This is a genomic window from Klebsiella sp. 2680 (assembly GCF_900198535.1).
Lineage (GTDB): Bacteria > Pseudomonadota > Gammaproteobacteria > Enterobacterales > Enterobacteriaceae > Klebsiella > Klebsiella indica.
Genome location: NZ_FZNJ01000002.1, coordinates 960,709 through 986,203, shown reverse-complemented (window position 1 = coordinate 986,203; position 25,495 = coordinate 960,709). Strand labels below are relative to the sequence as shown.

Below are 25,495 nucleotides of genomic sequence, written 5' to 3'. Positions count from 1 at the left end.
AAATCAATCTACAACAGCGCGAAGCCTCGCCAGCAGTCACCACGGACCTTTTGCAATGGTGAACAATATGACCGATTTAACCGCGCATGACGCCGCACCAGCCTGGCAAACCCGCGATCACCTTGATGACCCGGTGATTGGCGAACTGCGCAACCGTTTTGGGCCGGATGCCTTTACCGTTCAGCCAACCCGCACCGGCGTCCCGGTCGTTTGGGTGAAGCGCGAACAACTGCTTGAGGTGGGTGATTTCCTGAAGAAATTACCGAAACCTTACGTAATGCTGTTTGACCTGCACGGCATGGACGAGCGACTGCGCACGCACCGTGACGGCCTGCCCGCCGCGGATTTTTCTGTTTTCTACCACCTGATCTCAATAGAGCGCAATCGCGACATCATGCTCAAGGTGGCCTTGTCTGAAAACGATTTGCATCTGCCGACGTTTACCAGGCTGTTCCCTAACGCCAACTGGTATGAACGGGAAACCTGGGAGATGTTTGGCGTGACCTTCGATGGTCACCCGAACCTGCGTCGCATCATGATGCCGCCGACCTGGGAAGGCCACCCGCTGCGCAAAGACTACCCGGCGCGCGCGACCGAATTCGATCCGTTTGAGCTGACCAAAGCCAAACAGGATCTGGAAATGGAAGCGCTGACGTTTAAGCCGGAAGAGTGGGGCATGAAGCGCGGGACCGAAAACGAGGACTTTATGTTCCTTAACCTCGGCCCGAACCACCCCTCCGCGCATGGCGCGTTCCGCATTATCCTGCAACTTGATGGCGAAGAGATCGTCGACTGCGTACCGGACATTGGCTACCACCATCGCGGCGCGGAGAAAATGGGCGAGCGCCAGTCATGGCACAGCTACATTCCGTATACCGACCGTATCGAATACCTCGGCGGCTGCGTTAACGAAATGCCGTACGTGCTGGCGGTAGAAAAACTGGCGGGGATCACCGTGCCGGACCGTGTTAACGTGATTCGCGTCATGCTTTCCGAACTGTTCCGTATCAACAGCCACTTGCTGTATATCTCTACCTTTATTCAGGACGTCGGGGCGATGACCCCGGTGTTCTTTGCCTTTACTGACCGCCAGAAAATTTACGACCTGGTGGAAGCGATTACCGGCTTCCGTATGCACCCGGCCTGGTTCCGTATCGGCGGCGTCGCGCACGACCTGCCGCGCGGCTGGGATCGTCTGCTGCGTGAATTCCTGGAGTGGATGCCGAAGCGTCTGGACGCTTACGAGAAAGCCGCGCTGCGTAACACGATCCTGATTGGCCGTTCGAAAGGGGTTGCCGCCTACACCGCAAAAGAAGCGCTGGAGTGGGGCACCACCGGCGCTGGCCTGCGCGCTACCGGTATTGGTTTCGACGTACGTAAATGGCGTCCGTATTCTGGCTATGAAAACTTCGACTTTGAAATCCCGACCGGCGGCGGCGTTTCCGACTGCTACACCCGCGTGATGCTGAAAGTGGAAGAGCTGCGCCAGAGCCTGCGCATTCTCCAGCAGTGCCTCGACAACATGCCGGAAGGCCCGTTCAAAGCGGATCATCCGCTGACCACGCCGCCGCCGAAAGAGCGCACGCTGCAGCATATCGAAACCCTGATTACGCACTTCCTGCAGGTTTCCTGGGGCCCGGTGATGCCGGCCAACGAATCCTTCCAGATGATAGAGGCGACAAAAGGGATTAACAGTTACTACCTGACCAGCGATGGCAGCACCATGAGCTATCGTACCCGTATCCGCACGCCGAGCTATGCGCACCTGCAGCAGATCCCGGCGGCCATTCGCGGCAGCCTGGTATCCGACCTGATCGTCTATCTGGGTAGTATCGATTTTGTAATGTCAGACGTGGACCGCTAATTATGCACGAGAATCAACAACCACAAACTGAGGCTTTTGAGCTGAGTGCGGCAGAGCGTGAGGCGATTGAGCACGAAAAGCACCACTATGAAGACCCGCGCGCGGCGTCCATTGAAGCGCTGAAAATTGTGCAAAAGCAGCGCGGCTGGGTGCCGGATGGCGCAATCTACGCGATCGCCGATGTGCTGGGGATCCCGGCAAGCGATGTCGAAGGTGTGGCGACGTTCTATAGCCAGATTTTCCGCCAGCCGGTGGGGCGTCATGTGATCCGCTACTGCGACAGCGTGGTGTGCCACATTACCGGCTTCCAGGGGATTCAGTCGGCAATTGAGAAGACGCTGGACATCAAACCGGGTCAAACCACCTTTGATGGCCGTTTCACTCTGCTGCCGACCTGCTGCCTGGGCAACTGCGACAAGGGGCCGACCATGATGATTGATGAGGACACTCACAGTTATTTGACGCCGGAAGCGATTCCTGACCTCCTGGAGCGGTATAAATGAAAAACGTTATTCGTACTGCCGAAACCCATCCGTTAACCTGGCGTCTGCGCGACGACAAACAGCCGGTCTGGCTGGATGAATATCAGAGTAAAAACGGCTACGCCGGGGCGCGTAAAGCGCTCTCCGGGATGGCGCCTGATGAAATCGTCACCGCGGTAAAAGACGCCGGTCTGAAAGGGCGCGGCGGTGCGGGCTTCTCCACCGGTCTGAAGTGGAGCCTGATGCCGAAAGACGAGTCCATGAACATCCGCTACCTGCTGTGTAACGCCGATGAAATGGAGCCGGGCACCTATAAAGACCGTTTGCTGATGGAACAACTGCCGCACCTGCTGGTGGAAGGGATGCTGATCTCCGCGTTCGCGCTGAAAGCGTACCGTGGCTACATCTTCCTGCGTGGCGAATATATTGAAGCGGCGGTGCATCTGCGCCGGGCGATTGCCGAAGCGACCGAAGCCGGTCTGTTGGGCAAAAACATTCTCGGCACCGGCTTTAACTTCGAACTGTTTGTCCATACCGGGGCAGGGCGCTATATCTGCGGCGAAGAAACCGCGCTAATTAACTCCCTCGAAGGCCGCCGCGCCAATCCGCGCTCTAAACCGCCGTTCCCGGCAAGCTCCGGGGTATGGGGCAAACCGACCTGCGTCAACAACGTGGAAACGCTGTGTAACGTTCCGGCGATCCTCGCGAACGGCGTGGAGTGGTATCAGAACATCTCGAAGAGCAAGGATGCGGGCACCAAGCTGATGGGCTTCTCCGGTCGCGTGAAAAATCCGGGCGTCTGGGAACTGCCGTTCGGCACCACCGCGCGTGAAATTCTTGAAGATTACGCTGGCGGCATGCGTGATGGCCTGAAATTTAAAGCCTGGCAGCCTGGCGGCGCGGGGACCGATTTCCTGACTGAAGCGCATCTCGACCTGCCGATGGAATTTGAAAGTATCGGTAAAGCGGGTAGCCGTCTGGGGACGTCGCTGGCGATGGCCGTTGACCACGAGATCAACATGGTGTCGTTGGTGCGTAACCTGGAAGAGTTTTTCGCCCGTGAGTCCTGCGGCTGGTGTACGCCGTGCCGCGACGGGCTGCCCTGGAGCGTGAAAATCCTCCGTGCGCTGGAGCGCGGCGAAGGCCAGCCGGGAGATATTGAGACACTTGAGCAATTGTGTCGGTTCCTCGGGCCGGGAAAAACCTTCTGCGCGCACGCGCCGGGCGCGGTTGAGCCGCTGCAGAGCGCGATTAAATATTTCCGTGAAGAATTCGAAGCCGGCATTAAACAGCAGTTCAGCAATACCCATGCAATTAATGGTATTCAGCCGAATCTGCTTAAGACGCGCTGGTGATTTTAACCCCTCACCCTAACCCTCTCCCCTCAGAAGTAGAGGGTTAGGGCCAGAGCCGCAGTCGTTTTTCTCCCTCTTCGCAGAGGGGAGGGTGAATGAACCGGAACCGCTTTCTCTCTCGCCCCTTTGGGGAGAGGGTCGGGGTGAGGGGAAGAATTTTGATTAACGCTCGGTCTCGGCTGAGCCAACTGGAAGCATGCTAATGGCTACGATTCATGTAGACGGCAAAGAATACGAGGTGAACGGGGCGGACAACCTGCTGGAAGCTTGTCTCTCTCTGGGCCTTGATATTCCCTACTTTTGCTGGCATCCGGCGCTGGGAAGCGTTGGTGCTTGCCGCCAGTGTGCGGTGAAGCAATATCAAAACGCGGAAGACACGCGTGGCCGCCTGGTGATGTCCTGTATGACACCGGCATCCGATGGCACTTTTATTTCCATCGACGACGCAGAAGCGAAACAGTTCCGCGAAAGCGTAGTTGAGTGGCTAATGACCAACCATCCGCATGACTGCCCGGTCTGCGAAGAGGGCGGCAACTGCCACTTACAGGATATGACCGTGATGACCGGTCATAGCTTCCGTCGCTACCGCTTCACCAAGCGTACTCATCGCAATCAGGATCTGGGGCCGTTTATTTCGCATGAAATGAACCGCTGCATTGCCTGCTATCGCTGCGTGCGTTACTACAAAGATTATGCCGATGGCACCGACCTCGGCGTGTATGGCGCGCATGACAACGTCTACTTTGGCCGTCCGGAAGACGGTGTGCTGGAAAGCGAATTCTCCGGCAACCTGGTGGAAGTGTGCCCGACCGGCGTCTTCACTGATAAAACGCACTCCGAGCGCTATAACCGTAAATGGGACATGCAGTTTGCGCCAAGCATCTGTCAGCAGTGTTCCATCGGCTGCAACATCAGCCCCGGCGAGCGCTACGGTGAACTGCGCCGTATCGAAAACCGTTATAACGGCACCGTTAATCGCTATTTCCTCTGTGACCGCGGTCGTTTCGGCTATGGTTATGTGAACCTGAAAGATCGCCCGCGTCAGCCGGTTCAGCGTCGCGGCGACGATCTGATTGCCCTCAACGCCGAGCAGGCGATGCAGGGGGCGGCGGATATTCTGCGTCAGTCGAAAAAGGTTATCGGTATTGGTTCCCCGCGCGCCAGCATCGAGAGCAACTTCGCGCTGCGCGAGCTGGTGGGCGCCGATAACTTCTATACCGGTATCGCAAAGGGCGAACAAGAACGCCTGCAGATGATGCTGAAAGTGCTGCGCGAAGGCGGTATCCATACTCCGGCGCTGCGCGAAATTGAATCCTACGACGCGGTGCTGATTCTTGGGGAAGATATTACCCAGACCGGCGCGCGTATCGCCCTGGCGGTGCGTCAGGCGGTTAAAGGCAAAGCGCGTGAAATGGCGGCGGCGCAAAAAGTCGCCGACTGGCAGATCGCCGCGATCCTTAACATCGGTCAACGGGTGAAGCATCCGCTGTTCGTCACCAATATTGATGATACCCGTCTTGATGATATCGCCGCCTGGACCTACCGCGCGCCGGTGGAAGATCAGGCGCGTCTCGGTTTTGCCATCGCCCACGCGCTGGACGACAGCGCACCGGCGGTAGAGGAGATGAGCAGTGAGCTGAAAGGCAAAATCGACGTTATCGTTCAGGCATTAGCCGGGGCGAAAAAACCGCTGATTATCTCCGGAACTAACGCTGGCAGCATTGAGATTATCCAGGCGGCGGCAAACGTCGCGAAAGCCCTGAAGGGGCGCGGCGCGGATGTCGGCGTTACCATGGTGGCTCGCGCGGTGAACAGCGTTGGCCTCGGGATGATCGGCGGCGGCTCGCTTGATGAGGCGCTGAGCGAACTGGAGACCGGCGCTGCTGATGCGGTTATCGTGCTGGAAAACGACCTGCACCGTCACGCTTCCGCCGCCCGTGTTGATGCGGCGCTGGCGAAAGCGCCGCTGGTGATGGTGGTTGACCACCAGCGCACAGCGATTATGGAAAACGCGCACCTCGTGCTCTCCGCGGCAAGCTTCGCCGAAAGCGATGGCACGGTGGTTAACAATGAAGGCCGTGCTCAGCGCTTCTTCCAGGTTTACGACCCGGCTTACTATGATGCGAAAACCGTGATGCTGGAAAGCTGGCGCTGGCTGCATTCATTGTACAGCACCGTTAACAACCGCCAGGTTGACTGGACGCAGCTGGACCATGTCATTGACGCCGCGATTGCCGCCTTACCGCAGCTGGCGGGTATTAAAGACGCCGCGCCGGATGCGACCTTCCGCATTCGTGGGCAGAAGCTGGCGCGTGAACCGCACCGCTACAGCGGTCGTACCGCGATGCGCGCTAACATCAGCGTTCATGAGCCGCGTCAGCCGCAGGATAAAGACACCATGTTCGCCTTCTCAATGGAAGGGAACAACCAGCCGGGCGCGCCGCGTTCGCAGATTCCGTTTGCCTGGGCGCCAGGCTGGAACTCCCCACAGGCGTGGAACAAATTCCAGGATGAAGTGGGCGGTAAACTGCGTCATGGCGATCCGGGGGTGCGTCTGATTGAAGCTTCCGCCAGCGGTCTGGCGTACTTTACTAACATACCGGCAGGCTTCCAGGCTGAAGAAGGGAAGTGGCGTATCGCGCCTTATTACCACCTGTTCGGCAGTGACGAAATGTCGCAGCGCTCTCCGGTATTCCAGAGCCGGATGCCACAGCCGTACATCAAGCTTAATCCGGTGGACGCCGCGAAGCTTGGCGTTAATGACGGTGCAACGGTCTCCTTCAGCGTTGATGGTCAGACGCTCCGCCTGCCGCTGGTTATTTCGGCGGGGCTGACGGCGGGTCAGGTTGGCTTACCGATGGGCATGCCAGGGATTGCGCCGGTACTGACCGGCGCGTGTATTGATACTCTGCAGGAGGCGAAAGCATGAGTTGGTTAACTCCCGATCTCATCGACATTCTGTTAAGCATCCTCAAAGCGGTGGTGATTCTGCTGGTAGTGGTTACCTGCGGCGCGTTTATGAGTTTTGGCGAGCGTCGTCTGCTGGGCCTGTTCCAGAACCGTTATGGGCCAAACCGCGTGGGCTGGGGCGGTTCGCTGCAGCTCGTCGCCGATATGATCAAGATGTTCTTTAAAGAGGACTGGGTTCCGCGCTTCTCGGATCGCGTGATCTTTACTCTGGCGCCGGTTATCGCCTTTACCTCGCTGCTGCTGGCCTTTGCGATTGTGCCGGTCAGCCCGAGCTGGGTTGTCGCTGACCTGAACATCGGCATTCTGTTCTTCCTGATGATGGCTGGGCTGGCGGTCTATGCGGTGCTGTTCGCCGGTTGGTCGAGCAACAACAAATACTCCCTGCTCGGCGCGATGCGTGCTTCTGCCCAGACCCTGAGCTATGAAGTGTTCCTCGGGCTTTCCCTGATGGGCGTGGTGGCGCAGGCGGGGTCGTTCAATATGACCGATATCGTCAATAACCAGGCGCATTTGTGGAACATCATCCCGCAGTTCTTTGGCTTCGTAACCTTTGCGATTGCGGGCGTGGCGGTGTGTCACCGTCACCCGTTTGACCAGCCGGAAGCGGAACAGGAACTGGCCGATGGTTACCACATCGAATATTCCGGCATGAAGTTCGGTCTGTTCTTCGTCGGTGAATATATCGGAATTGTTACCGTATCGGCGCTGATCGTGACGCTGTTCTTCGGCGGCTGGAATGGCCCATGGTTACCTCCTTTCATCTGGTTCGCGCTGAAAACCGCGTTCTTTATGATGATGTTCATTTTGATCCGCGCATCATTACCGCGTCCCCGTTATGACCAGGTAATGTCCTTTGGCTGGAAGGTATGCCTGCCGTTAACGCTGATCAACTTGTTGGTAACGGCGGCTGTCATTCTCTGGCAGGCGCAATAAGGGGTGAATTGACCATGACCTTAAAAGAATTATTGGTAGGGTTTGGCACCCAGGTCCGCAGTATCTGCATGATCGGGATGCACGCCTTTGCCAAACGTGAAACTCAGATGTACCCGGAGGAGCCGGTATATCTGCCGCCGCGCTACCGTGGCCGCATTGTGTTAACGCGCGATCCGGACGGCGAAGAGCGCTGCGTTGCCTGTAACCTGTGTGCGGTAGCCTGTCCGGTAGGCTGTATCTCGCTGCAAAAAGCAGAGATGAAAGATGGCCGCTGGTATCCGGAATTTTTCCGTATCAACTTCTCACGCTGCATTTTCTGCGGCCTGTGCGAAGAAGCGTGCCCGACCACGGCGATTCAGTTGACCCCGGATTTTGAACTGGGCGAATACAAGCGTCAGGATCTGGTGTACGAGAAAGAGGATCTGCTGATTTCCGGCCCGGGCAAATACCCGGAATATAACTTCTACCGGATGGCGGGTATGGCAATCGACGGCAAAGATAAAGGCGAAGCAGAGAACGAAGCTAAGCCTATCGACGTCAAAAGCCTGTTACCGTAAGGAGAGGGTAATGGAATTCGCTTTTTATATCTGTGGCCTGATAGCCATCCTCGCGACCTTGCGGGTGATCACCCACACCAATCCGGTGCATGCGCTGCTGTACCTGATCATTTCTCTGCTGGCGATAGCCGGGGTGTTCTTCTCGCTGGGGGCGTATTTCGCTGGCGCGCTGGAAATTATCGTCTACGCCGGAGCCATTATGGTGCTGTTCGTGTTTGTGGTGATGATGCTCAACTTGGGCGGTAGCGAAATCGAGCAGGAGCGTCAGTGGCTGAAGCCGGGGATCTGGATTGGCCCGGCCATTCTTTCTGCGGTGTTGCTGGCGGTGATTGTCTACGCCATCCTCGGCCTGAACGATCAGGGTATCGACGGCGTGGCGATTAACGCCAAAGAGGTGGGTGTTGCGCTGTTTGGACCGTATGTTCTGGCGGTGGAACTGGCCTCCATGCTGCTGCTGGCGGGCCTGGTCGTCGCCTTCCATATTGGCCGCGAAGAGCGCGCCGGGGAAGTGCTGAGCAACCGTCCGAACGACAGCGATAAAAGAAAAACGGAGGAACACGCATGATCCCTTTAACACATGGATTGATCCTCGCCGCTATCCTGTTTGTCCTCGGGCTGACGGGGCTGGTTATCCGCCGCAATTTGCTGTTTATGCTGATTAGCCTGGAGATCATGATCAATGCCGCCGCGCTGGCCTTCGTGGTTGCCGGGAGCTACTGGGGCCAGACTGATGGTCAGATAATGTATATTCTCGCCATCACCCTCGCCGCCGCAGAAGCGAGTATCGGCCTGGCGCTGCTGCTGCAGCTCCATCGTCGTCGCCAGAATCTGAACATTGATTCAGTAAGTGAGTTGCGTGGATGAACATGCTTGCCTTAACCATTATTTTGCCATTGATTGGCTTTGTCCTGCTGGCGTTCTCCCGCGGTCGTTGGTCGGAAAATCTATCCGCTACGGTGGGCGTGGGCTCGGTAGGTCTGGCGGCGCTGGTCACGGTGTTCGTCGGCGTCGACTTCTTTGCTAACGGTAAACAGGCGATCAGCGTGCCGCTGTGGACCTGGATGTCGGTGGGCGATTTCAACATTGGTTTTAACCTGGTGCTGGATGGTCTCTCTCTGACCATGCTTTCCGTGGTGACCGGCGTCGGCTTCCTGATCCATATGTTCGCCTCCTGGTATATGCGCGGTGAAGAGGGCTACTCCCGTTTCTTCGCTTACACTAACCTGTTTATCGCCAGCATGGTGGTGCTGGTGCTTGCCGATAACCTGCTGCTGATGTATCTCGGCTGGGAAGGCGTGGGCCTGTGCTCCTATCTGCTGATCGGTTTCTACTACACCGATCCGAAGAATGGCGCGGCGGCGATGAAAGCGTTTGTGGTCACGCGTATCGGCGACGTATTCCTCGCTTTTGCGCTGTTCATTCTTTACAACGAACTGGGTACCCTGAACTTCCGTGAAATGGTCGAGCTGGCGCCTCAGCACTTCGCCGCGGGCAACAATATGCTGTGGTGGGCAACGCTGATGCTGCTGGGCGGCGCGGTAGGTAAATCCGCGCAGCTGCCGTTGCAGACCTGGCTTGCCGACGCGATGGCGGGGCCGACGCCGGTCTCCGCGCTGATCCACGCCGCAACCATGGTGACTGCCGGTGTCTACCTGATTGCCCGTACTCACGGCCTGTTCCTGATGACCCCGGAAGTGTTGCATCTGGTGGGGATTGTTGGGGCGGTGACGCTGGTGCTGGCCGGTTTCGCCGCGCTGGTGCAGACCGACATCAAACGTGTGCTCGCTTACTCCACCATGAGCCAGATTGGCTACATGTTCCTCGCGCTTGGCGTGCAGGCGTGGGATGCGGCGATTTTCCATCTGATGACCCATGCGTTCTTTAAAGCGCTGCTGTTCCTCTCTTCCGGCTCGGTGATTCTCGCCTGCCACCATGAGCAGAACATCTTTAAGATGGGCGGTTTGCGGAAGTCTATTCCGCTGGTGTACGTCTGCTTCCTGGTGGGGGGCGCGGCGTTGTCTGCGTTGCCGCTGGTGACCGCGGGCTTCTTCAGTAAGGATGAAATTCTGGCAGGCGCGATGGCTAACGGTCATATCAACCTGATGCTTGCCGGTCTGGTCGGGGCATTTTTTACCTCGCTGTATACCTTCCGTATGATTTTCATCGTGTTCCACGGTAAAGAACAAATTCACGCGCATGCAGGGAAGGGAATTACCCATCATCTGCCGCTGATTGTGCTGCTGGTGCTTTCAACCTTCGTTGGCGCGCTGATTGTACCGCCGTTGCAGGGGGTTCTGCCGCAGACCAGCGAACTTGAGCATAGCCGTGTAATGACGCTGGAAATAACCTCTGGCGTTGTCGCGATTGCCGGCATCCTGATTGCCGCCTGGCTGTGGCTGGGTAAACGCACGCTGGTGACCTCGCTTGCCAATAGCGCCCCGGGCCGTCTGCTCGGAACCTGGTGGTACAACGCCTGGGGCTTCGACTGGCTGTATGACAACGTGTTCGTGAAGCCGTTCCTTGGCGTGGCGTGGCTGCTGAAGAGCGATCCGCTGAATGCGTTGATGAACATTCCGGCGATTCTGTCCCGTTTCGCAGGCAAAGGCCTGGTGGTGAGCGAGAACGGCTATCTGCGCTGGTATGTGGCTTCCATGAGCATCGGTGCGGTTGTGGTGCTGGCGCTGTTGATGGTATTGCGTTGAGTTTGTTGGCTGGATGAACGATTGCCGGATGGCGTTGTGCTTATCCGGCCTGCAAGCCCAAAAATAATTTTAGAATTCGTTGAAAATCTGTTCCTGAAGTACAGGTGTCATCGGCGAAGTCAGACCGAAGACCGCCAGCGCAGAGCGACCGGAGCGTACAAAAGTACGTGAGGATTGCGAGCACTGCCGGGATTCGGGCTGGTGAGCGAGATAGCCTGAGCAGGAGTAAATATAAGGGACATACTTAGCTATGTTATTACCTTGGTTAATACTCATCCCCTTTATCGGCGGCTTTCTGTGCTGGCAGTCCGAACGCTTTGGCGTGAAGATGCCGCGCTGGATCGCGCTGATCACCATGGGATTGACGCTGGTGCTCGGTCTGCTGCTGTGGATGCAGGGCGGCTATTCTCTGACACAATCCACCGGTATTCCGCAATGGCAGTCTGAGTTCGTGCTGCCGTGGATCCCGCGCTTCGGTATTAGCATCCATCTGGCTATCGATGGTCTGTCGCTACTGATGGTGGTGCTCACCGGTTTGCTGGGCGTGCTGGCGGTACTTTGCTCCTGGAAAGAGATTGAAAAATATCAGGGCTTTTTCCACCTGAACCTGATGTGGATTCTGGGCGGCGTGATCGGCGTGTTCCTCGCCATCGACCTGTTCCTGTTCTTCTTCTTCTGGGAAATGATGCTGGTGCCGATGTACTTCCTGATCGCGCTGTGGGGCCATAAAGCCTCTGACGGCAAAACGCGTATCACGGCGGCCACCAAGTTCTTCATCTATACCCAGGCGAGCGGTCTGATCATGCTGATCGCCATCCTGGCGCTGGCGTTTGTCCACTTCAATGCGACCGGCGTCTGGACGTTCAACTACGAAGATCTGCTGAAGACGCCAATGTCGCACGGGGTGGAATACCTGCTGATGCTGGGCTTCTTTATCGCCTTCGCGGTAAAAATGCCGGTGGTTCCGCTACATGGCTGGTTGCCGGACGCGCACTCCCAGGCGCCGACAGCGGGTTCTGTTGATCTGGCCGGTATTTTGTTGAAAACGGCAGCCTACGGTCTGCTGCGCTTCTCGCTGCCGCTGTTTCCGAACGCGTCCGCCGAGTTTGCCCCCATCGCAATGTGGCTGGGCGTCATCGGTATTTTCTACGGCGCATGGATGGCATTCGCGCAAACCGATATCAAGCGTCTGATTGCCTACACCTCTGTTTCCCATATGGGCTTTGTGCTGATCGCGATCTATACCGGTAGCCAGCTGGCTTATCAGGGCGCGGTGATTCAGATGATTGCCCACGGTCTTTCCGCTGCCGGTCTGTTTATTCTCTGTGGTCAGTTGTACGAACGTCTGCATACTCGCGATATGCGTCTGATGGGCGGCCTGTGGAGCAAAATTAAGTGGTTACCGGCACTGTCGATGTTCTTTGCCGTCGCGACGCTCGGGATGCCGGGTACTGGTAACTTCGTCGGCGAATTTATGATTCTGTTCGGCAGCTATAAAGCCGTGCCGATGATTACCGTTATTTCTACCTTTGGTCTGGTGTTCGCGTCGGTTTACTCGCTGGCGATGCTGCATCGCGCCTACTTTGGCAAAGCAAAAAGCGCAATCGCCGCCAAAACGTTGCCGGGGATGTCCCTGCGTGAATTGTCTATCATCCTGCTGCTGGTGGTTCTGCTGGTGTTGCTGGGCTTCTTCCCGCAGCCGATTCTGGATACCTCGCACTCTGCGATGAGCAACATTCAGCAGTGGTTTGTTAATTCTGTTTCTACTACAAGGCCGTAATTCGCCATGACAATAACTCCACAACAACTGATCGCACTGCTACCGCTGCTGATCGTCGGCTTGACGGTGGTGGTTGTGATGCTCTCCATTGCGTGGCGACGCAATCATTTCCTCAATGCCACGCTGTCGGTTCTCGGCCTGAACGCCGCGCTGATTTCACTTTGGTTCGTGGGTCAGAACGGCGCGATGGACGTCACGCCGCTGATTCGTGTTGACGGTTACGCCATGCTCTATTCCGGGCTGGTGCTGCTGGCCAGTCTGGCGACCTGTACCTTTGCTTATCCGTGGCTTGAGGGGTACAAGGACAATAAAGAAGAGTTCTATCTGCTGGTGCTGATTGCCGCAATGGGCGGTATTCTGCTGGCGGGCGCCAATCATCTGGCGTCCCTGTTCCTCGGTATCGAACTGATTTCGCTGCCGCTGTTCGGTCTTGTCGGCTATGCCTTCCGCCAGAAACGCTCGCTGGAAGCCAGTATCAAATATACCATTTTGTCTGCCGTTGCCTCTTCGTTCCTGCTGTTCGGTATGGCGCTGGTGTATGCGAACTCTGGCAACCTGTCGTTTCTTGCCCTTGGTAAGAGCCTGGCGGACAACGCTCTGCATGAGCCGCTGTTGCTGGCAGGGCTGGGTCTGATGATCGTTGGTCTCGGCTTCAAACTGTCGCTGGTGCCGTTCCATTTGTGGACGCCGGACGTATACCAGGGGGCGCCTGCGCCGGTATCAACCTTTCTGGCGACCGCCAGCAAGATTGCCATTTTCGGCGTGGTGATGCGTCTGTTCCTCTATATGCCGGTGGGCAATAGCGAAGCGGTGCGCATGGTACTGGGTCTTATCGCGTTCGCGTCCATTATCTTCGGTAACCTGATGGCGCTCAGTCAGACCAATATTAAACGTCTGCTTGGCTACTCTTCCATTTCCCATCTTGGCTACCTGCTGGTGGTGATGATTGCCCTGCAGAGCGGCGAGATGTCGATGGAAGCGGTAGGCGTGTATCTGGCCGGTTATCTGTTCAGCAGCCTCGGCGCGTTCGGCGTGGTGAGTCTGATGTCCAGCCCGTACCGTGGGCCGGATGCGGATTCGCTCTATTCCTATCGCGGCCTGTTCTGGCATCGTCCGATTCTGTCGGCGGTGATGACGGTGATGATGCTGTCTCTCGCCGGTATTCCGATGACGCTGGGCTTTATCGGTAAATTCTACGTGCTGGCGGTCGGTGTGCATGCGCACCTGTGGTGGCTGGTGGGCGCGGTGGTTGTTGGGTCTGCAATCGGCCTCTACTACTATCTACGCGTGGCGGTGAGCCTCTATCTGAGTGCACCGGAGACACTGAATCGCGATGCGCCGTCCGACTGGCAGTACAGCGCCGGAGGCATCGTGGTGCTGATCTCCGCGCTGCTGGTACTGGTGCTAGGCGTATGGCCGCAGCCGCTGATTAGCATTGTGCAACTGGCGATGCCGCTGATGTAATTTGCCCGCTCAATGGTAAAGGATCGCTTCGGCGATCCTTTAAAGCGGATGTTAACCTGTAGTAGATTTTGTGCTCGCCTTATTCATCTCACTTTGCGTTTTTTACTCCCTGATTTCTATTTATCAATAACGGATAAACTTATTTAATAAGTGTCCGCTGTTTTTTTACAAAGTAAATCGGGTAATGGAAACTATTATTTCGCTATAAATAGGGTTTTGTGAGGGGTAATAATAGTGTGATGTGCGATTAATTCGGATTTTGGCTTGTGGAAATATCCAGGGTGAGAATATTTATATGAAAAATAATAATGCGGGGTTTGTATTAGCTTGGTAAATAAGATAAGTGTGTTATATTGTTGGGAGGGTAATGATAATATTGATAAATAAACTTCAACGTAATTTATACATAAAATAAATCTAAAAAACTAAAGGTATAAATATTTATGATATTTAATGTAATTTAACCGAAATAAAGCTGCGAATATTCCTAAGCGCGAATTGACAATATTAAAATCTGTCGATAGCATGGCGCCAGTTTGATACGGATAACGACTTGAATATTATATCCATTTAATGGAGTGATATTCTTTGTATTATTAATATCAAGCACAAATGAAAGGATGCGCACGGTATTGCGCTTTTACGTTAATACATTGACTGCATTAACTGTATTGAAAAGGATAAATCATGAATAAAACATTACTTGCTACTATGGTTGCTGGTTGCGCGGTGTTCTCTGGTGCTGCGTTTGCAGTAGACGGTCAGGTGAAGTTTACCGGTGCTGTCATCGATGCGGGCTGTGACGTGGTCAACAATATGGCTAACCCGCTGGAAGTGCTGATGGGGCAGGTTCCCAAGACGCAGTTTACCGGCGTTGGCTCGACTGCCGCAGAACAACGCTTCGCTATTAAGTTAGAAAACTGCCCGAATACGGTGACTAAAGCATCGGTAATATTCTCTGGCGATAACGTTGGCGGCGACGACAGCAAACTGAAACTGACTGGAGCAGGTTCTTCTGGCGTCGCGTCCGGTGTAGCCCTGCAGCTGGTTGATGGCAGCACCAACGCGACCCTGCCGCTGTATTCCCGTTCGACCAGTCTGGATATTCCGGGTTCCGGTGATATCGATCTGCCGTTCCGTGTGCGTTATATCCAGACTGAGAGCACCGTTACTGCTGGTACCGCTGACGGCGCTGCGAACTTCACTATCAGTTACAACTGATTCCCGTCTATTTGACCGTGCAGCGAGCCGAATACGGCTCGCTTTTCCAGGGAGCAGGAGATGAAACGATACCTCAACGTGCTGATGGCTGGATGGCTGTTAGTCGGTTCTGCGGCATATGCGGGCGTCGTCACCGGCGGTACTCGTCTGATTTATCACGGTGGCAAAAAAGAGGCCTCTCTCAGCGTAACGAATAATGATGCTACACCATATCTTATTCAAAGCTGGGTAGAGGCGAATAACGGCTCTTCGCCCTTTCTGTTACCCCCGCCATTATTTCGCCTGGAGGGTGAACAGCAGACCCGTCTGCGGGTGATTTATAGCGGCGGGTTACCAGAAAATAAAGAAAGTATGTTCTGGATGAATATCAAAGCGATTCCATCCTCTCAGGCTAAAGAGGGCGCCAATACCTTACAGATCGCCATTAAAACGCGCATCAAATTAATTTATCGGCCGAAATCCGTTGCGGGAACGCCAGAAATGGTGACGGAGCAGCTGCGCTGGACGCGCAGCGGCAATACGCTGCAGGTTACTAACCCCACCGGATTTTATATGAATTTCGCTGAGGTAAAGATTGGTGGCGCAGAAGTCAAAGACGCTAATTGGGTGGCGCCGGGAGAAACGGCGCGCTTTGAACTACCGCGCGGTAGCGCAGGCACTTTGCGCTGGAAATTGATTAATGATTACGGAGGAATTGGCGCACCGCACAGCGCTGATTTATAAAGGCCGTCAGGCCAGGGAGTTCCAGAGAGAATGACAAATAACCATAATAAATGGCAGCTAAATCAGATAGCTGTAGCTCTGGTCGTTGCTTTACTACCGTGGTGTGATGATGCGCTGGCGCGGGATGTATTTAACCCGGCCTTGCTGGAAATAGACGGCCCGCAGACGGGCATCACGGATCTATCGGCCTATGAGCGTGTTGGAGGGCAGCAGCCGGGAACCTACCGGGTAGATATTTACCTCAACAATGTCTTTATGGATACCCGGGACGTGGCTTTTCAACAGCGCGACGCTCAGGGAGCAATCGAATTGCAGCCCTGTTTGAACGTTGAGGAGCTTGCCGTGTGGGGTGTGCGCGTTGCGCAGTTTCCTGAACTGGGCCGCAAATCGGCGGACTGTGCGGATTTGGGCGTAATACCGCAGGCAAAAGCCGATTTCCGTTTTAGCCAGCAGCGCCTGTTATTAAGCTTCCCTCAGGCGGCGGTTGCCAGCGCCGCGCGGGGATGGGTCGATCCGAAACGGTGGGATGACGGGGTGACGGCGCTCCTGCTGAATTACTCTTTGAGCGGGGCGAATAACTGGTCGCGTAAAGATCATACGCCCGACAGCGACAGCCAGTACGTTAATCTGCGTCCCGGCATCAATATCGGGCCGTGGCGTTTACGCAATTACACGACGTGGAACCGCAGCAGCAGCGGCGAGGTGTCACATAGCAGTTGGGATACGGTTTATACCTATGCGCAGCGCAATATTACCGCTCTGAAAGGCGTGTTGACGCTGGGTGACAGCAACACCGATGCCGATGTTTTCGAAGGCATTCCTTTCCGTGGGGCGATGCTCGCGTCCGATGACGATATGCTACCGGAAAGCCTGCGCGGATATGCGCCTGTCGTTCGTGGCATCGCCCGGACGAATGCCCAGGTCACGATTCGTCAGAACGGCTATGAGATTTACCAGTCCTACGTCTCTCCCGGCACGTTTGAAATCACCGATATGTATCCAACCGGCGGCTCGGGCGATTTATCGGTCACCATCAAAGAGTCTGATGGCAGCGAGCAGCACCTGGTGGTGCCCTATGCATCGCTTCCCGTACTTCAGCGTGAAGGCCGTCTGAAATACAGCCTTACCTCCGGCGTATACCGCGCCTATGACAATAGCATTGATCAGACGCCTCTAAGCCAGGCCACGGCGATTTACGGTCTGCCCTGGGGAGCGACCCTTTACGGTGGGGGGCAATTTAGCCGCAAATATCAGGCGCTGGCGCTGGGGATGGGGAAAAACCTCGGCGCGATCGGCGCCGTCTCAGCGGATGTCACCCAGGCGTGGTCGAAGCAGCGGAATCAAGACCGGGAGAGCGGGCAGTCGCTACGGGTCCGCTATAGCAAGGATCTGCCGGGCATGGGAACCAACGTGACGCTGGCGGGATATCGCTATGCGACCAGTGGCTACTGGGATATGCAGGAGGTACTGAATACCTATCAGGATAATCGCGATAGCGCTTCGAGCGAACGGCGGCGTAACCGCGGAGAAGCGACGCTCAGCCAGAGCCTCGGCGACGAAATAGGGTCGCTGTCGCTGAGCTATGTCCATGAGGATTACTGGTCCACCGGGCGTACGATGGAATCCGTTGGCGTCAGTTACAACAATAGCTGGCGTGGTATTAGCTATAGCCTGAACTACAGCTATAACCGCAATACCACCGATCGGAGTAGCGGAAAACGTAATGACGAAGATCATCTGTTCGCGCTCAGTATTAGCGTACCGCTCGGTGAATGGCTACCTAAGCCAGTTTATGCAAATTACGCGTTGAACAGCAGCAAAAATGGTTCTACCAGCAATACGCTGGGGCTGTCCGGCACGCTGCTGGAGCGTAATAACCTGAGCTGGAGCGTGCAGGAAGGCTATACCAGCCAGGGAAGAGGCGAGAGCGGCAGCATCAACGCGGACTGGCGCGCAACCTATGCTGAACTGACCGGCGGCTACAGCCATGACAAATACAACCATCGCCTGAACTACTCCCTGCGCGGCGGGGTACTGGTACATGAAAACGGCCTGACGCTGGGCCAGCCTTTTGGCGAAACGGTGGCTTTAATTAAGGCCCCTGGCGCCGCGGGCGTCGGCGTAAACAACCAGACCGGCGTCAGGACCGACTGGCGCGGCTATACCGTGGTGCCTTACGCCTCGCCTTATCGCAAAAATACGCTGACCCTTGATACCAGCACCATGCCGGATGATGTCGAGCTTGCGTTAACCACCCAGACGGTGGTGCCGACTCGCGGCGCGGTGGTTCGCGCAAATTATGTTACCAGCGTAGGCAATCGGGTGCTGATGACGATACGCCGGGAGAATGGTCAGCCCTTGCCTTTTGGCGCAATGGTAAGCGTGACAGGTGCCGCAGCACCAGCGCAAGCTTTTATCGTTGGTGATGGCGGGCAGGTCTATCTGACCGGGCTGGCACCTGATGGCGAACTTAATGTGAAATGGGGGGCTGGCGCACAAGAGCGCTGTCGGGTCCCGTATGCGTTGCCGTCAGGCAAAACCCTAACCGGTATTATTGTCGCCCAGGGGCTATGCCGCTAATCGAAAGGATGCAGAGACAATGAAACGATTTTCAGGAATATTGGCGGGTCTGGCGGCGCTGATGATATCGCCGCAGGCGATGGCGGGAAATGGCTGGTGCCAGAATAATAGCGGTGCTCCATTTCAGGACAGCTTTTCGTTTGTTCAAACGTTCACCGACCCTTTGCAAAATCAGGCCGGCAGGTTGTTTAACCGTTTGTACGGGTGGAATACCGGGGGAACATACCTGACAACATGTGATTGCAAATATTCCGCTACTCTGCGGGTTAAAGCGACGATACCGGGCCTGACTCAGACCCAGACCCGCAACGGACTCAATTTCTATCGACTTAATGAATACCTCGAAATTGCCAGCGAGATATATTTAGCGGGGTATCAAAATCAATTTTTTCCTACCCCGGTTAATAATCAGGGTTTTGATGTTATTGTATGTGGTGCAAATGGTACATATTTTGATGCCGGCTCGCGAGGATATATATCACTCTATTTTACCCGACCTTTTGTCGGCCAGGTGACGATCCCTCAGACGGTTGTTCTTAATGTTTACGGTTCGACGAAATCGGGAAGCTATAGCTCGATTCCAATGACGCAGATATCAATGAGCGGTACGGTGACGGTACCGCAATCCTGTGAAATTAATACCGGTCAGCCGATTCACGTCGATTTTGGCGATATTGCGGCCAACAACTTTAAAACAGCGGGCCAGATGCCGACGGGTTTCACTCCGCATACGGTAAATATGACGCTGGCCTGTACCAATATTTCCAACAAGGTAAAAATCGCCCTTTCATTTCAGGGGGCAGCGGATAACCATGACAACTCTGCGCTGGCCACCAGCAATAATGACATTGGCGTACGGATCGAAAATATTACCGGAACCAAAATCCCTGTTCTTTCAGGATTGTTACCGGTCAATATGAACTACTCTGCCCAGATCGGCGAAACAACCATGAAAATCTATCCGATTAATACTACCGGCAATTTGCCCGCAGGCGGCGGATTTACGGCCACGGCAACCATTCAGGCTGAAATTCAATAACAGGAGCAAATAATGAAAAAGGCGCTATGGCTGGCATTGTTACTACCTGTTTGTGCATCATGGGGAGGCGTCCCCCTGTATGTGAAAGGTAATATTTATTTTCTTCCCTGTAATGTGAGCACCGACACAAAATATCAGGAGGTGGATTTTGGTACGTTTCTGAAAAGTGATTTTCAGACGCCCGGTACCGCTTCAGAATGGAAAACATTTAATCTGAAGGTGGAAAACTGCCCGCCAGGAACAACAAAAGCGACGGTGAAGTTTGACGGCATAACGGATAGCGATGATGCCACGCATTTCGCCAATCAGGCGGCCAGTAATCCGGCGCAGAATATTGCGCTGCAAGTAACCAACGCCGGGCATACGATAACCTACAAAAATCAGGACCAGATGACGATTGATATTAACAGTGGCAACGCGACGGGCGTCTTTCCACTGGCGGCACGCTTATATTCAACCCAGGGGGCGGTGACGGCCGGTAGATTTGAGTCTGTAGTACAGTTGACATTCACCTGGCAGTAACTTTAGAGCCTATCTCATCAGGACTATTTTGCTTGTCATTTTGAACCTGGGCAGTGCTCAGAATCCTCACGTACTAGGTGTACGCTCCGGTTCTTCCGCGCTGGCCGTGTTCAAACTGTCTGTGCCAATAACGCCTGGTGGGATAGGCTCTTAATATCTATAGCCGCCATACTTGAGGTTGCAGGTGCGTTGGTAATAGCCCGACCCACATCCCCTAATGCCGTTCACTTAAGCCAATCATCGGTGTTGTCTTTTGTTTTATTTGTCAGCGGCAATCGCATTATTGGTGGTTATGGCGAATATGGCGCATTTTTCATTTTCGCCCATTCAGATTCCGTGGTCTGTTCCGTTCACGATAAATACGCGGATAGTCGTTATATCCACAGCGTGTGAACGGGCAGGGGGACGTTTCGCCCGTCCCCCTGCACCCCCGGCATTGCGCTGAAAACCTGCCGCTGCGCGGTCCGCTCCACTCCGGCTTCATCTGGCGGACCGGGCGGGACTCGACGTCCCTGTCTCGACCCGCCCTCTGGCCGCCGTCCTGGCGGCCAGTCCTGGATGCGCGCCTGCGTTCTCGCCAGGTTTCCTTGATGCGCCCAACCCCCATGCGGTGAGTCCGTTATTCGTCAGTGGCTTTTCAGAGGCTGAAAGTCATAAAAAAATTATATCCTTTATATTTCAGCCCGTATCAGCTCAGTTAGTGAATCAACCGAATCAGATTTTCGTTTAAACCACCGATTGACAGAACCGCTCAGCCAGCCATAAACGCAACTGACAACTCTTAACTGACCAGCATTAGGCCCACATCCCTGGGCCTCGTTCTTGTGGGCGCTGCGCACCTCAGCCGCTGGCTGTGGGGTTCCCGGCGTCGCCGCGTTATTCCCGTTTTTATTCCACTATTTCCTCTATTTCCACTATTCCACGGTATAGGTCAGAAAATCTTCCGCCAGTAGGGTGGACGGGAAGACTTCCCGACACTCAGCCAGCAGGCGCTGACAGCCCTCGGCGTCATAGCGCGAGCTGAAATGCGTGGCGATAAGCGTACCGACGCCCGCATCTCGTGCCAGCGCAGCCGTTTGCTGGCTGGATGAATGCCCGCGGCTGTTAGCCTTTTCCGCCATCGCCTGTTCGAGGGTGACCTCATGAACCATGACGTCCACGCCGCGCGCCAGCGCCAGCGCTTCTGTGCAGGGAGCGGTATCGCCGAAAATCGCCAGCTTTTTACCCGGCGTGGCCGGACCGAGATAGCGGCTGCCGTCAATGACCCTGCCATCTGCCAGTTCAACCGTTAATCCCTGTTTTAAACGCTGAAACATCGGGCCGGGGGGTACGCCATCGGCGATAAGCCTGGCGGCATCAAGCGTGCCTGGCTTATCGTGCTGCTCGATACGATAGCCGTAGCACTCAACCGGATGGTTTAGCGGCCAGGCAGTAACCCGGTAGCCTGCTTCATCAAAAACCACGCCTTTTTCAACTTCGACAACGGTAAGCGGATAATCGGTCCATGAACCGCTAAGGCGTAGCGTGGTTTCCACAAACTCTTTCAGCCCCTCAGGCCCGTACAGCGTCAGCGGTAGCGAATTTCCCTGCATTGAGCGGCTGCAAAGCAGACCGGGGAGGCCGAACAGATGGTCGCCATGTAAATGGGTGATAAAAATCTTATTCAGTTTGCCAGGATGATAAGGGGTATGCAGAAACTGATGCTGAGTTCCTTCTCCGCAGTCGAACAGCCACATCTCAGCCGTTGTCGGCTGTTGCAAATTCAGCACCATAGACGTCATATTACGTGTACGGGTGGGCACGCCAGCGGATGTTCCCAAAAATAGTAATTCCATCGTCCGGTGTCCTTAGGGCGAGAGTCAAAAAACAGAGTATACCTGCCATTATTCAGGTTGCATGTGCGTTGGTTGCGGAGTGTCCGGGTGAAACGATATCAAGTAAGGAACGATAAATGATGATATGGCAGGATCTACACCACGCTGAACTGACCGTTCCACAGCTCTATGCTGTGTTGAAGCTACGCTGTACGGTGTTCGTTGTCGAACAAAACTGCGCTTATCTGGATGTCGATGGCGACGATCTGGTGGGAGAAAACCGTCATCTTCTCGGCTGGCGCGACGGCGAACTGGTGGCCTACGCGCGCATTCTCAAGAGCGATGATGAGTTTGAACCAGTGGTGATTGGCCGGGTGATCGTCAGCCCGGCGGCGCGCGGCCAGAATCTCGGCTATCAGTTGATGGAACAGGCGCTGGCCTGTTGCCGCCAGCACTGGCCGCAAAAGGCGATTTATCTGGGGGCTCAGGCCCACCTGCAAAAATTCTACGCCAGCTTTGGTTTTGTACCGGTTACTGAGGTTTACGATGAGGACGGCATCGAACATATCGGCATGGCGCGTGAAATCGTCGCCGTCTAACGAGCCGCAGTCAAACGTGGCTTCCTCATTGTAGGTACTGCTATTCATTGTGTTACCCCGTATAATATAGGGCCTTTATTCTGTGGCGGTTTGCGCGTTGTTTGTTTCCCTCTACCGGAAAGTTTATATAGCTGTCTGGCCGACGATTTTCCTCCAGCCGCCACACTCTCAACGGCGTTTACCTTTTGGTGGCCTTTAACCTGCGGCGGGTATACGGGTTAAAGGCCATCATTTGTTGTTTTTGCGTCTCTTGGTGTTCGCTGGGGCGATAAATATACGTTGAGATTGTTCGTCGGGGCTGAACCGAAGCAAGAGCGGCTGAAAATTGAACATAACGCTGCCAACGTGCGTGCGTTTTGCTTGCAGAAACACAGATAAAACGATGCATATCAAAACGGCAATAATTTGCATTATTTATACTTAGCCTCAATATTTGATACTGGACAAATTCATGTCAGTAAGCGCATTTAACCGACGCTGGGCGGCGGTGATCCTGGAAACGTTAATTCGCCACGGCGTGCAGCATATCTGTATTGCGCCCGGCTCGCGCTCGACACCGTTAACCCTGGCGGCAGCGGAAAACCACGCGTTTATTCACCATACCCATTTTGACGAACGCGGCCTCGGCCATCTGGCGCTGGGGCTGGCGAAGGCCAGCGGCCAGCCGGTGGCGGTGATTGTCACTTCCGGCACTGCGGCGGCTAATCTCTATCCGGCGCTGATCGAGGCCGGATTGACCGGCGAAAAACTCATTTTATTGACCGCCGACCGTCCCCCGGAATTAATTGACTGCGGGGCTAATCAGGCTATTCGTCAGCCGGGGATGTTTGCCTCGCATCCCTCGCAGACGATATCGTTGCCTCGTCCGTCGCCGGATATTCCCGCCCGCTGGCTGGTTTCGACTATCGATCAGGCGCTTGGCGCGCTGCGCACTGGCGGCGTTCATATTAATTGCCCGTTTGCTGAACCGCTGTATGGCGATATGGACGATACCGGCGTTGAATGGCAGCAGCAACTGGGGACATGGTGGCAGAGTGATAACCCCTGGTTGAGCCAGTCGTTGCATCTGGAAAGTGAAAAGCAGCGCGACTGGTTTTTCTGGCGACAAAAGCGCGGTGTGGTGGTAGTCGGGCGAGTGAGCGCCGAAGAGGGCAAAAAGGTGGCTGAGTGGGCGAAAACCCTCGGCTGGCCGCTGATTGGCGATGTGCTCTCACAAACCGGGCAGCCGCTGCCCTGTGCCGACTTGTGGCTTGGCAATAGCAAAGCGGTTACTGAACTGGCGCAGGCGCAAATCATTATCCAGTTGGGCAGCAGCCTGACCGGAAAACGGGTGTTACAGTGGCAGGCGACCTGCGAACCTGAAGAGTACTGGCTGGTGGACAATCTACCGGGACGTCTGGACCCGGCACAGCATCGCGGTCGTCGCCTGGTCTGCGCCATTGACCGCTGGCTGGAGCTGCATCCGGCGGAAAAACGCCCGCAGTGGGCGACCATGGTGCCAGAACTTGCGCGTCAGGCGTGGCAGGCGGCGGTCGCCAGTTGCGCGGATTTCGGCGAGGCGCAGCTGGCGCAACGGATTCACCGCTATCTACCGGAACAGGGTCAGCTATTTGTCGGCAACAGCCTGGTGGTGCGGTTAATCGATGCGCTGTCGCAGCTACCGGCCGGTTATCCGGTTTACAGTAATCGCGGAGCCAGCGGAATCGATGGCCTGCTGGCGACGGCCGCCGGGGTACAGCGTGCCAGCGCGCGCCCGACGCTGGCCATCGTCGGCGATCTTTCGGCGCTCTATGATCTCAATTCGCTGGCTCTGCTGCGCCAGGCGTCGGCGCCGATGGTGCTGATTGTTATCAATAATAATGGCGGGCAGATTTTCTCTCTGTTGCCGACGCCGCACGAGCAGCGAAGCCAGTTCTATCTGATGCCGCAGAATATCAATTTTGATCATGCGGCGGCGATGTTTGGTTTGCCTTACCATCGTCCGGCGGGGTGGGCGGCGCTGGAATCTGCCCTGGATGCCGCCTGGCGAGAGCCTGGCGCCACGCTAATCGAACTGGTGGTGAATGAAACCGACGGTACGCAAACGCTGCAGCAGTTGCTGGCGCAGGTAAGCCAGCTATGACGCTGCATTCGGTGGCAGAATGCGGCCAGTCGGGCTACCCCTGGCTGGTCTTTTTGCATGGTTTTTCCGGCGATTGCCGCGAATGGCGGACGGTGGGAGAGGCGTTCAGCGCATATCCGCGTTTGTATCTCGATCTGCCGGGCCACGGAGGTTCGGCGAATATCGAAGTGAGTGACTTTGCCGATGTCTGCCAGCTCCTTAAGAATACGCTGAATAGTTACAACATACTAAAGTACTGGCTGGTGGGTTACTCCCTTGGCGGACGGGTGGCGATGGCCTATGCCAGCCAGCCGCGTAAAGGTCTCTGCGGGCTGGTCGTCGAAGGCGGGCATCCGGGATTACAGGATGACAACCAACGTCTGCTGCGGCAGCAAAGCGATGCCGCATGGGCGGAACGCTTGCGCTGCGAGCCTTTGCCGCAGGTCTTTGCCGACTGGTATCAACAGCCCGTTTTTGCTTCCCTTGATGAATCCCGTCGTGCGGCGCTGATTGCGCTCCGCAGCCAGAATAATGGCGCGGCGTTAGCGGCGATGCTGCAGGCAACCTCACTGGCGAAACAACCCGATCTTCGCGGGTTATTACAGATGCGTGATTTTCCTTTTCATTATCTTTGCGGCGAACGCGACGGCAAATTTCGCGCCATTGCGCGGCAACTTGCTGCGACCACGCACATTATTAATCATGCCGGACATAACGCACATCGGGAAAATCCCGATGCCGTAGCGGCCTGTCTGGCGCAGTTTTTAGCGAGTTAACTGAAGGACACCC

20 protein-coding genes are annotated in these 25,495 nt (G+C 55.5%); 19 read left to right on the top strand and 1 reads right to left on the bottom strand.

All coding sequences use genetic code 11. The annotated features are described in order from the left end of the window. Nucleotides 1-55: 55 nt before the first annotated feature. The 16 genes from nuoC (at nt 56) to FN037_RS11825 (ending at nt 20,192) form a co-directional block, all read left to right on the top strand. Nucleotides 56-1,864: an NADH-quinone oxidoreductase subunit C/D gene (gene nuoC, locus FN037_RS11900; protein ID WP_138361370.1), complete on the top strand. Its 1,809-nt coding sequence runs from the start codon at nt 56-58 to the stop codon at nt 1,862-1,864. A gap of 2 nt (nt 1,865-1,866) precedes the next feature. After that, complete coding sequence (gene nuoE / locus FN037_RS11895) at nt 1,867-2,367, top strand: NADH-quinone oxidoreductase subunit NuoE (RefSeq protein ID WP_138361369.1); 501 nt, start codon at nt 1,867-1,869, stop codon at nt 2,365-2,367. Continuing rightward, nucleotides 2,364-3,701 (top strand): NADH-quinone oxidoreductase subunit NuoF, encoded by a 1,338-nt coding sequence (gene nuoF / locus FN037_RS11890; protein ID WP_138361368.1) that lies wholly within the window; start codon nt 2,364-2,366, stop codon nt 3,699-3,701. The genes nuoE and nuoF overlap by 4 nt, the downstream gene beginning before the upstream one ends. A 202-nt stretch (nt 3,702-3,903) precedes the next feature. Then, on the top strand, nt 3,904-6,630 hold the full coding sequence (gene nuoG, locus FN037_RS11885) for an NADH-quinone oxidoreductase subunit NuoG (protein WP_142502321.1): 2,727 nt from the start codon (nt 3,904-3,906) through the stop codon (nt 6,628-6,630). After that, a complete protein-coding gene (gene nuoH, locus FN037_RS11880; protein ID WP_138361366.1) occupies nt 6,627-7,604 on the top strand; it encodes an NADH-quinone oxidoreductase subunit NuoH in 978 nt (325 codons plus the stop codon). The genes nuoG and nuoH overlap by 4 nt, the downstream gene beginning before the upstream one ends. A 14-nt stretch (nt 7,605-7,618) precedes the next feature. Further along, nucleotides 7,619-8,161 (top strand): NADH-quinone oxidoreductase subunit NuoI, encoded by a 543-nt coding sequence (nuoI, locus tag FN037_RS11875; RefSeq protein WP_138361365.1) that lies wholly within the window; start codon nt 7,619-7,621, stop codon nt 8,159-8,161. A gap of 10 nt (nt 8,162-8,171) precedes the next feature. Next, nucleotides 8,172-8,726 (top strand): NADH-quinone oxidoreductase subunit J, encoded by a 555-nt coding sequence (gene nuoJ / locus FN037_RS11870; RefSeq protein ID WP_138361364.1) that lies wholly within the window; start codon nt 8,172-8,174, stop codon nt 8,724-8,726. Then, on the top strand, nt 8,723-9,025 hold the full coding sequence (gene nuoK, locus FN037_RS11865) for an NADH-quinone oxidoreductase subunit NuoK (RefSeq protein WP_138361363.1): 303 nt from the start codon (nt 8,723-8,725) through the stop codon (nt 9,023-9,025). The genes nuoJ and nuoK overlap by 4 nt, the downstream gene beginning before the upstream one ends. Next, the gene (gene nuoL, locus FN037_RS11860; protein ID WP_138361362.1) at nt 9,022-10,863 is read left to right on the top strand and encodes an NADH-quinone oxidoreductase subunit L; all 1,842 of its coding nucleotides are present in this window, start codon (nt 9,022-9,024) and stop codon (nt 10,861-10,863) included. Before nuoK ends, nuoL begins: the two co-directional genes overlap by 4 nt. 250 nt (nt 10,864-11,113) lie before the next feature. Next, nucleotides 11,114-12,643: an NADH-quinone oxidoreductase subunit M gene (gene nuoM, locus FN037_RS11855; protein WP_142502320.1), complete on the top strand. Its 1,530-nt coding sequence runs from the start codon at nt 11,114-11,116 to the stop codon at nt 12,641-12,643. Between the two features lie 6 nt (nt 12,644-12,649). After that, the gene (nuoN, locus tag FN037_RS11850) at nt 12,650-14,107 is read left to right on the top strand and encodes an NADH-quinone oxidoreductase subunit NuoN (protein WP_138361360.1); all 1,458 of its coding nucleotides are present in this window, start codon (nt 12,650-12,652) and stop codon (nt 14,105-14,107) included. Between the two features lie 687 nt (nt 14,108-14,794). Further along, nucleotides 14,795-15,328, top strand: coding sequence for a fimbrial protein (locus FN037_RS11845; protein ID WP_138361359.1), 534 nt, complete (start codon nt 14,795-14,797; stop codon nt 15,326-15,328). A 60-nt stretch (nt 15,329-15,388) separates the two neighbouring features. After that, on the top strand, nt 15,389-16,051 hold the full coding sequence (locus FN037_RS11840; protein ID WP_142502319.1) for a molecular chaperone: 663 nt from the start codon (nt 15,389-15,391) through the stop codon (nt 16,049-16,051). 30 nt (nt 16,052-16,081) lie between these two features. Next, nucleotides 16,082-18,631, top strand: coding sequence for a fimbria/pilus outer membrane usher protein (locus FN037_RS11835; RefSeq protein ID WP_142502318.1), 2,550 nt, complete (start codon nt 16,082-16,084; stop codon nt 18,629-18,631). A 19-nt stretch (nt 18,632-18,650) separates the two neighbouring features. Beyond that, nucleotides 18,651-19,670 carry a fimbrial protein gene (locus FN037_RS11830; protein ID WP_138361356.1) on the top strand — a complete coding sequence of 340 codons (1,020 nt, stop codon included), beginning with the start codon at nt 18,651-18,653 and terminating at the stop codon, nt 19,668-19,670. Between the two features lie 12 nt (nt 19,671-19,682). After that, nucleotides 19,683-20,192 (top strand): fimbrial protein, encoded by a 510-nt coding sequence (locus tag FN037_RS11825; RefSeq protein ID WP_138361355.1) that lies wholly within the window; start codon nt 19,683-19,685, stop codon nt 20,190-20,192. 914 nt (nt 20,193-21,106) lie between these two features. Here FN037_RS11825 and rnz read toward each other — a convergent pair. Beyond that, complete coding sequence (rnz, locus tag FN037_RS11820) at nt 21,107-22,027, bottom strand: ribonuclease Z (protein ID WP_142502317.1); 921 nt, start codon at nt 22,025-22,027, stop codon at nt 21,107-21,109. A 116-nt stretch (nt 22,028-22,143) separates the two neighbouring features. On the opposite strand from rnz, the gene FN037_RS11815 reads away from it, so the two are divergent. From FN037_RS11815 to menH, 3 genes are all read left to right on the top strand, one after another. After that, nucleotides 22,144-22,605 carry a GNAT family N-acetyltransferase gene (locus FN037_RS11815; protein ID WP_142502316.1) on the top strand — a complete coding sequence of 154 codons (462 nt, stop codon included), beginning with the start codon at nt 22,144-22,146 and terminating at the stop codon, nt 22,603-22,605. A gap of 451 nt (nt 22,606-23,056) precedes the next feature. Continuing rightward, complete coding sequence (gene menD / locus FN037_RS11810) at nt 23,057-24,727, top strand: 2-succinyl-5-enolpyruvyl-6-hydroxy-3-cyclohexene-1-carboxylic-acid synthase (protein ID WP_142502315.1); 1,671 nt, start codon at nt 23,057-23,059, stop codon at nt 24,725-24,727. Continuing rightward, entirely contained in the window at nt 24,724-25,482 is a 759-nt protein-coding gene (gene menH, locus FN037_RS11805; RefSeq protein ID WP_142502314.1) for a 2-succinyl-6-hydroxy-2,4-cyclohexadiene-1-carboxylate synthase, read from the top strand. Before menD ends, menH begins: the two co-directional genes overlap by 4 nt. The last annotated feature ends 13 nt before the right edge of the window (nt 25,483-25,495 follow it).

Bases quoted from the DNA above. Each gene is read 5' to 3' on its own strand.
- nuoC (WP_138361370.1), top strand. From the start codon at position 56: ATGGTGAACAATATGACCGATTTAACCGCGCATGACGCCGCACCAGCC.
- nuoE (WP_138361369.1), top strand. From the start codon at position 1,867: ATGCACGAGAATCAACAACCACAAACTGAGGCTTTTGAGCTGAGTGCG.
- nuoF (WP_138361368.1), top strand. From the start codon at position 2,364: ATGAAAAACGTTATTCGTACTGCCGAAACCCATCCGTTAACCTGGCGT.
- nuoG (WP_142502321.1), top strand. From the start codon at position 3,904: ATGGCTACGATTCATGTAGACGGCAAAGAATACGAGGTGAACGGGGCG.
- nuoH (WP_138361366.1), top strand. From the start codon at position 6,627: ATGAGTTGGTTAACTCCCGATCTCATCGACATTCTGTTAAGCATCCTC.
- nuoI (WP_138361365.1), top strand. From the start codon at position 7,619: ATGACCTTAAAAGAATTATTGGTAGGGTTTGGCACCCAGGTCCGCAGT.
- nuoJ (WP_138361364.1), top strand. From the start codon at position 8,172: ATGGAATTCGCTTTTTATATCTGTGGCCTGATAGCCATCCTCGCGACC.
- nuoK (WP_138361363.1), top strand. From the start codon at position 8,723: ATGATCCCTTTAACACATGGATTGATCCTCGCCGCTATCCTGTTTGTC.
- nuoL (WP_138361362.1), top strand. From the start codon at position 9,022: ATGAACATGCTTGCCTTAACCATTATTTTGCCATTGATTGGCTTTGTC.
- nuoM (WP_142502320.1), top strand. From the start codon at position 11,114: ATGTTATTACCTTGGTTAATACTCATCCCCTTTATCGGCGGCTTTCTG.
- nuoN (WP_138361360.1), top strand. From the start codon at position 12,650: ATGACAATAACTCCACAACAACTGATCGCACTGCTACCGCTGCTGATC.
- FN037_RS11845 (WP_138361359.1), top strand. From the start codon at position 14,795: ATGAATAAAACATTACTTGCTACTATGGTTGCTGGTTGCGCGGTGTTC.
- FN037_RS11840 (WP_142502319.1), top strand. From the start codon at position 15,389: ATGAAACGATACCTCAACGTGCTGATGGCTGGATGGCTGTTAGTCGGT.
- FN037_RS11835 (WP_142502318.1), top strand. From the start codon at position 16,082: ATGACAAATAACCATAATAAATGGCAGCTAAATCAGATAGCTGTAGCT.
- FN037_RS11830 (WP_138361356.1), top strand. From the start codon at position 18,651: ATGAAACGATTTTCAGGAATATTGGCGGGTCTGGCGGCGCTGATGATA.
- FN037_RS11825 (WP_138361355.1), top strand. From the start codon at position 19,683: ATGAAAAAGGCGCTATGGCTGGCATTGTTACTACCTGTTTGTGCATCA.
- rnz (WP_142502317.1), bottom strand. From the start codon at position 22,027: ATGGAATTACTATTTTTGGGAACATCCGCTGGCGTGCCCACCCGTACA.
- FN037_RS11815 (WP_142502316.1), top strand. From the start codon at position 22,144: ATGATGATATGGCAGGATCTACACCACGCTGAACTGACCGTTCCACAG.
- menD (WP_142502315.1), top strand. From the start codon at position 23,057: ATGTCAGTAAGCGCATTTAACCGACGCTGGGCGGCGGTGATCCTGGAA.
- menH (WP_142502314.1), top strand. From the start codon at position 24,724: ATGACGCTGCATTCGGTGGCAGAATGCGGCCAGTCGGGCTACCCCTGG.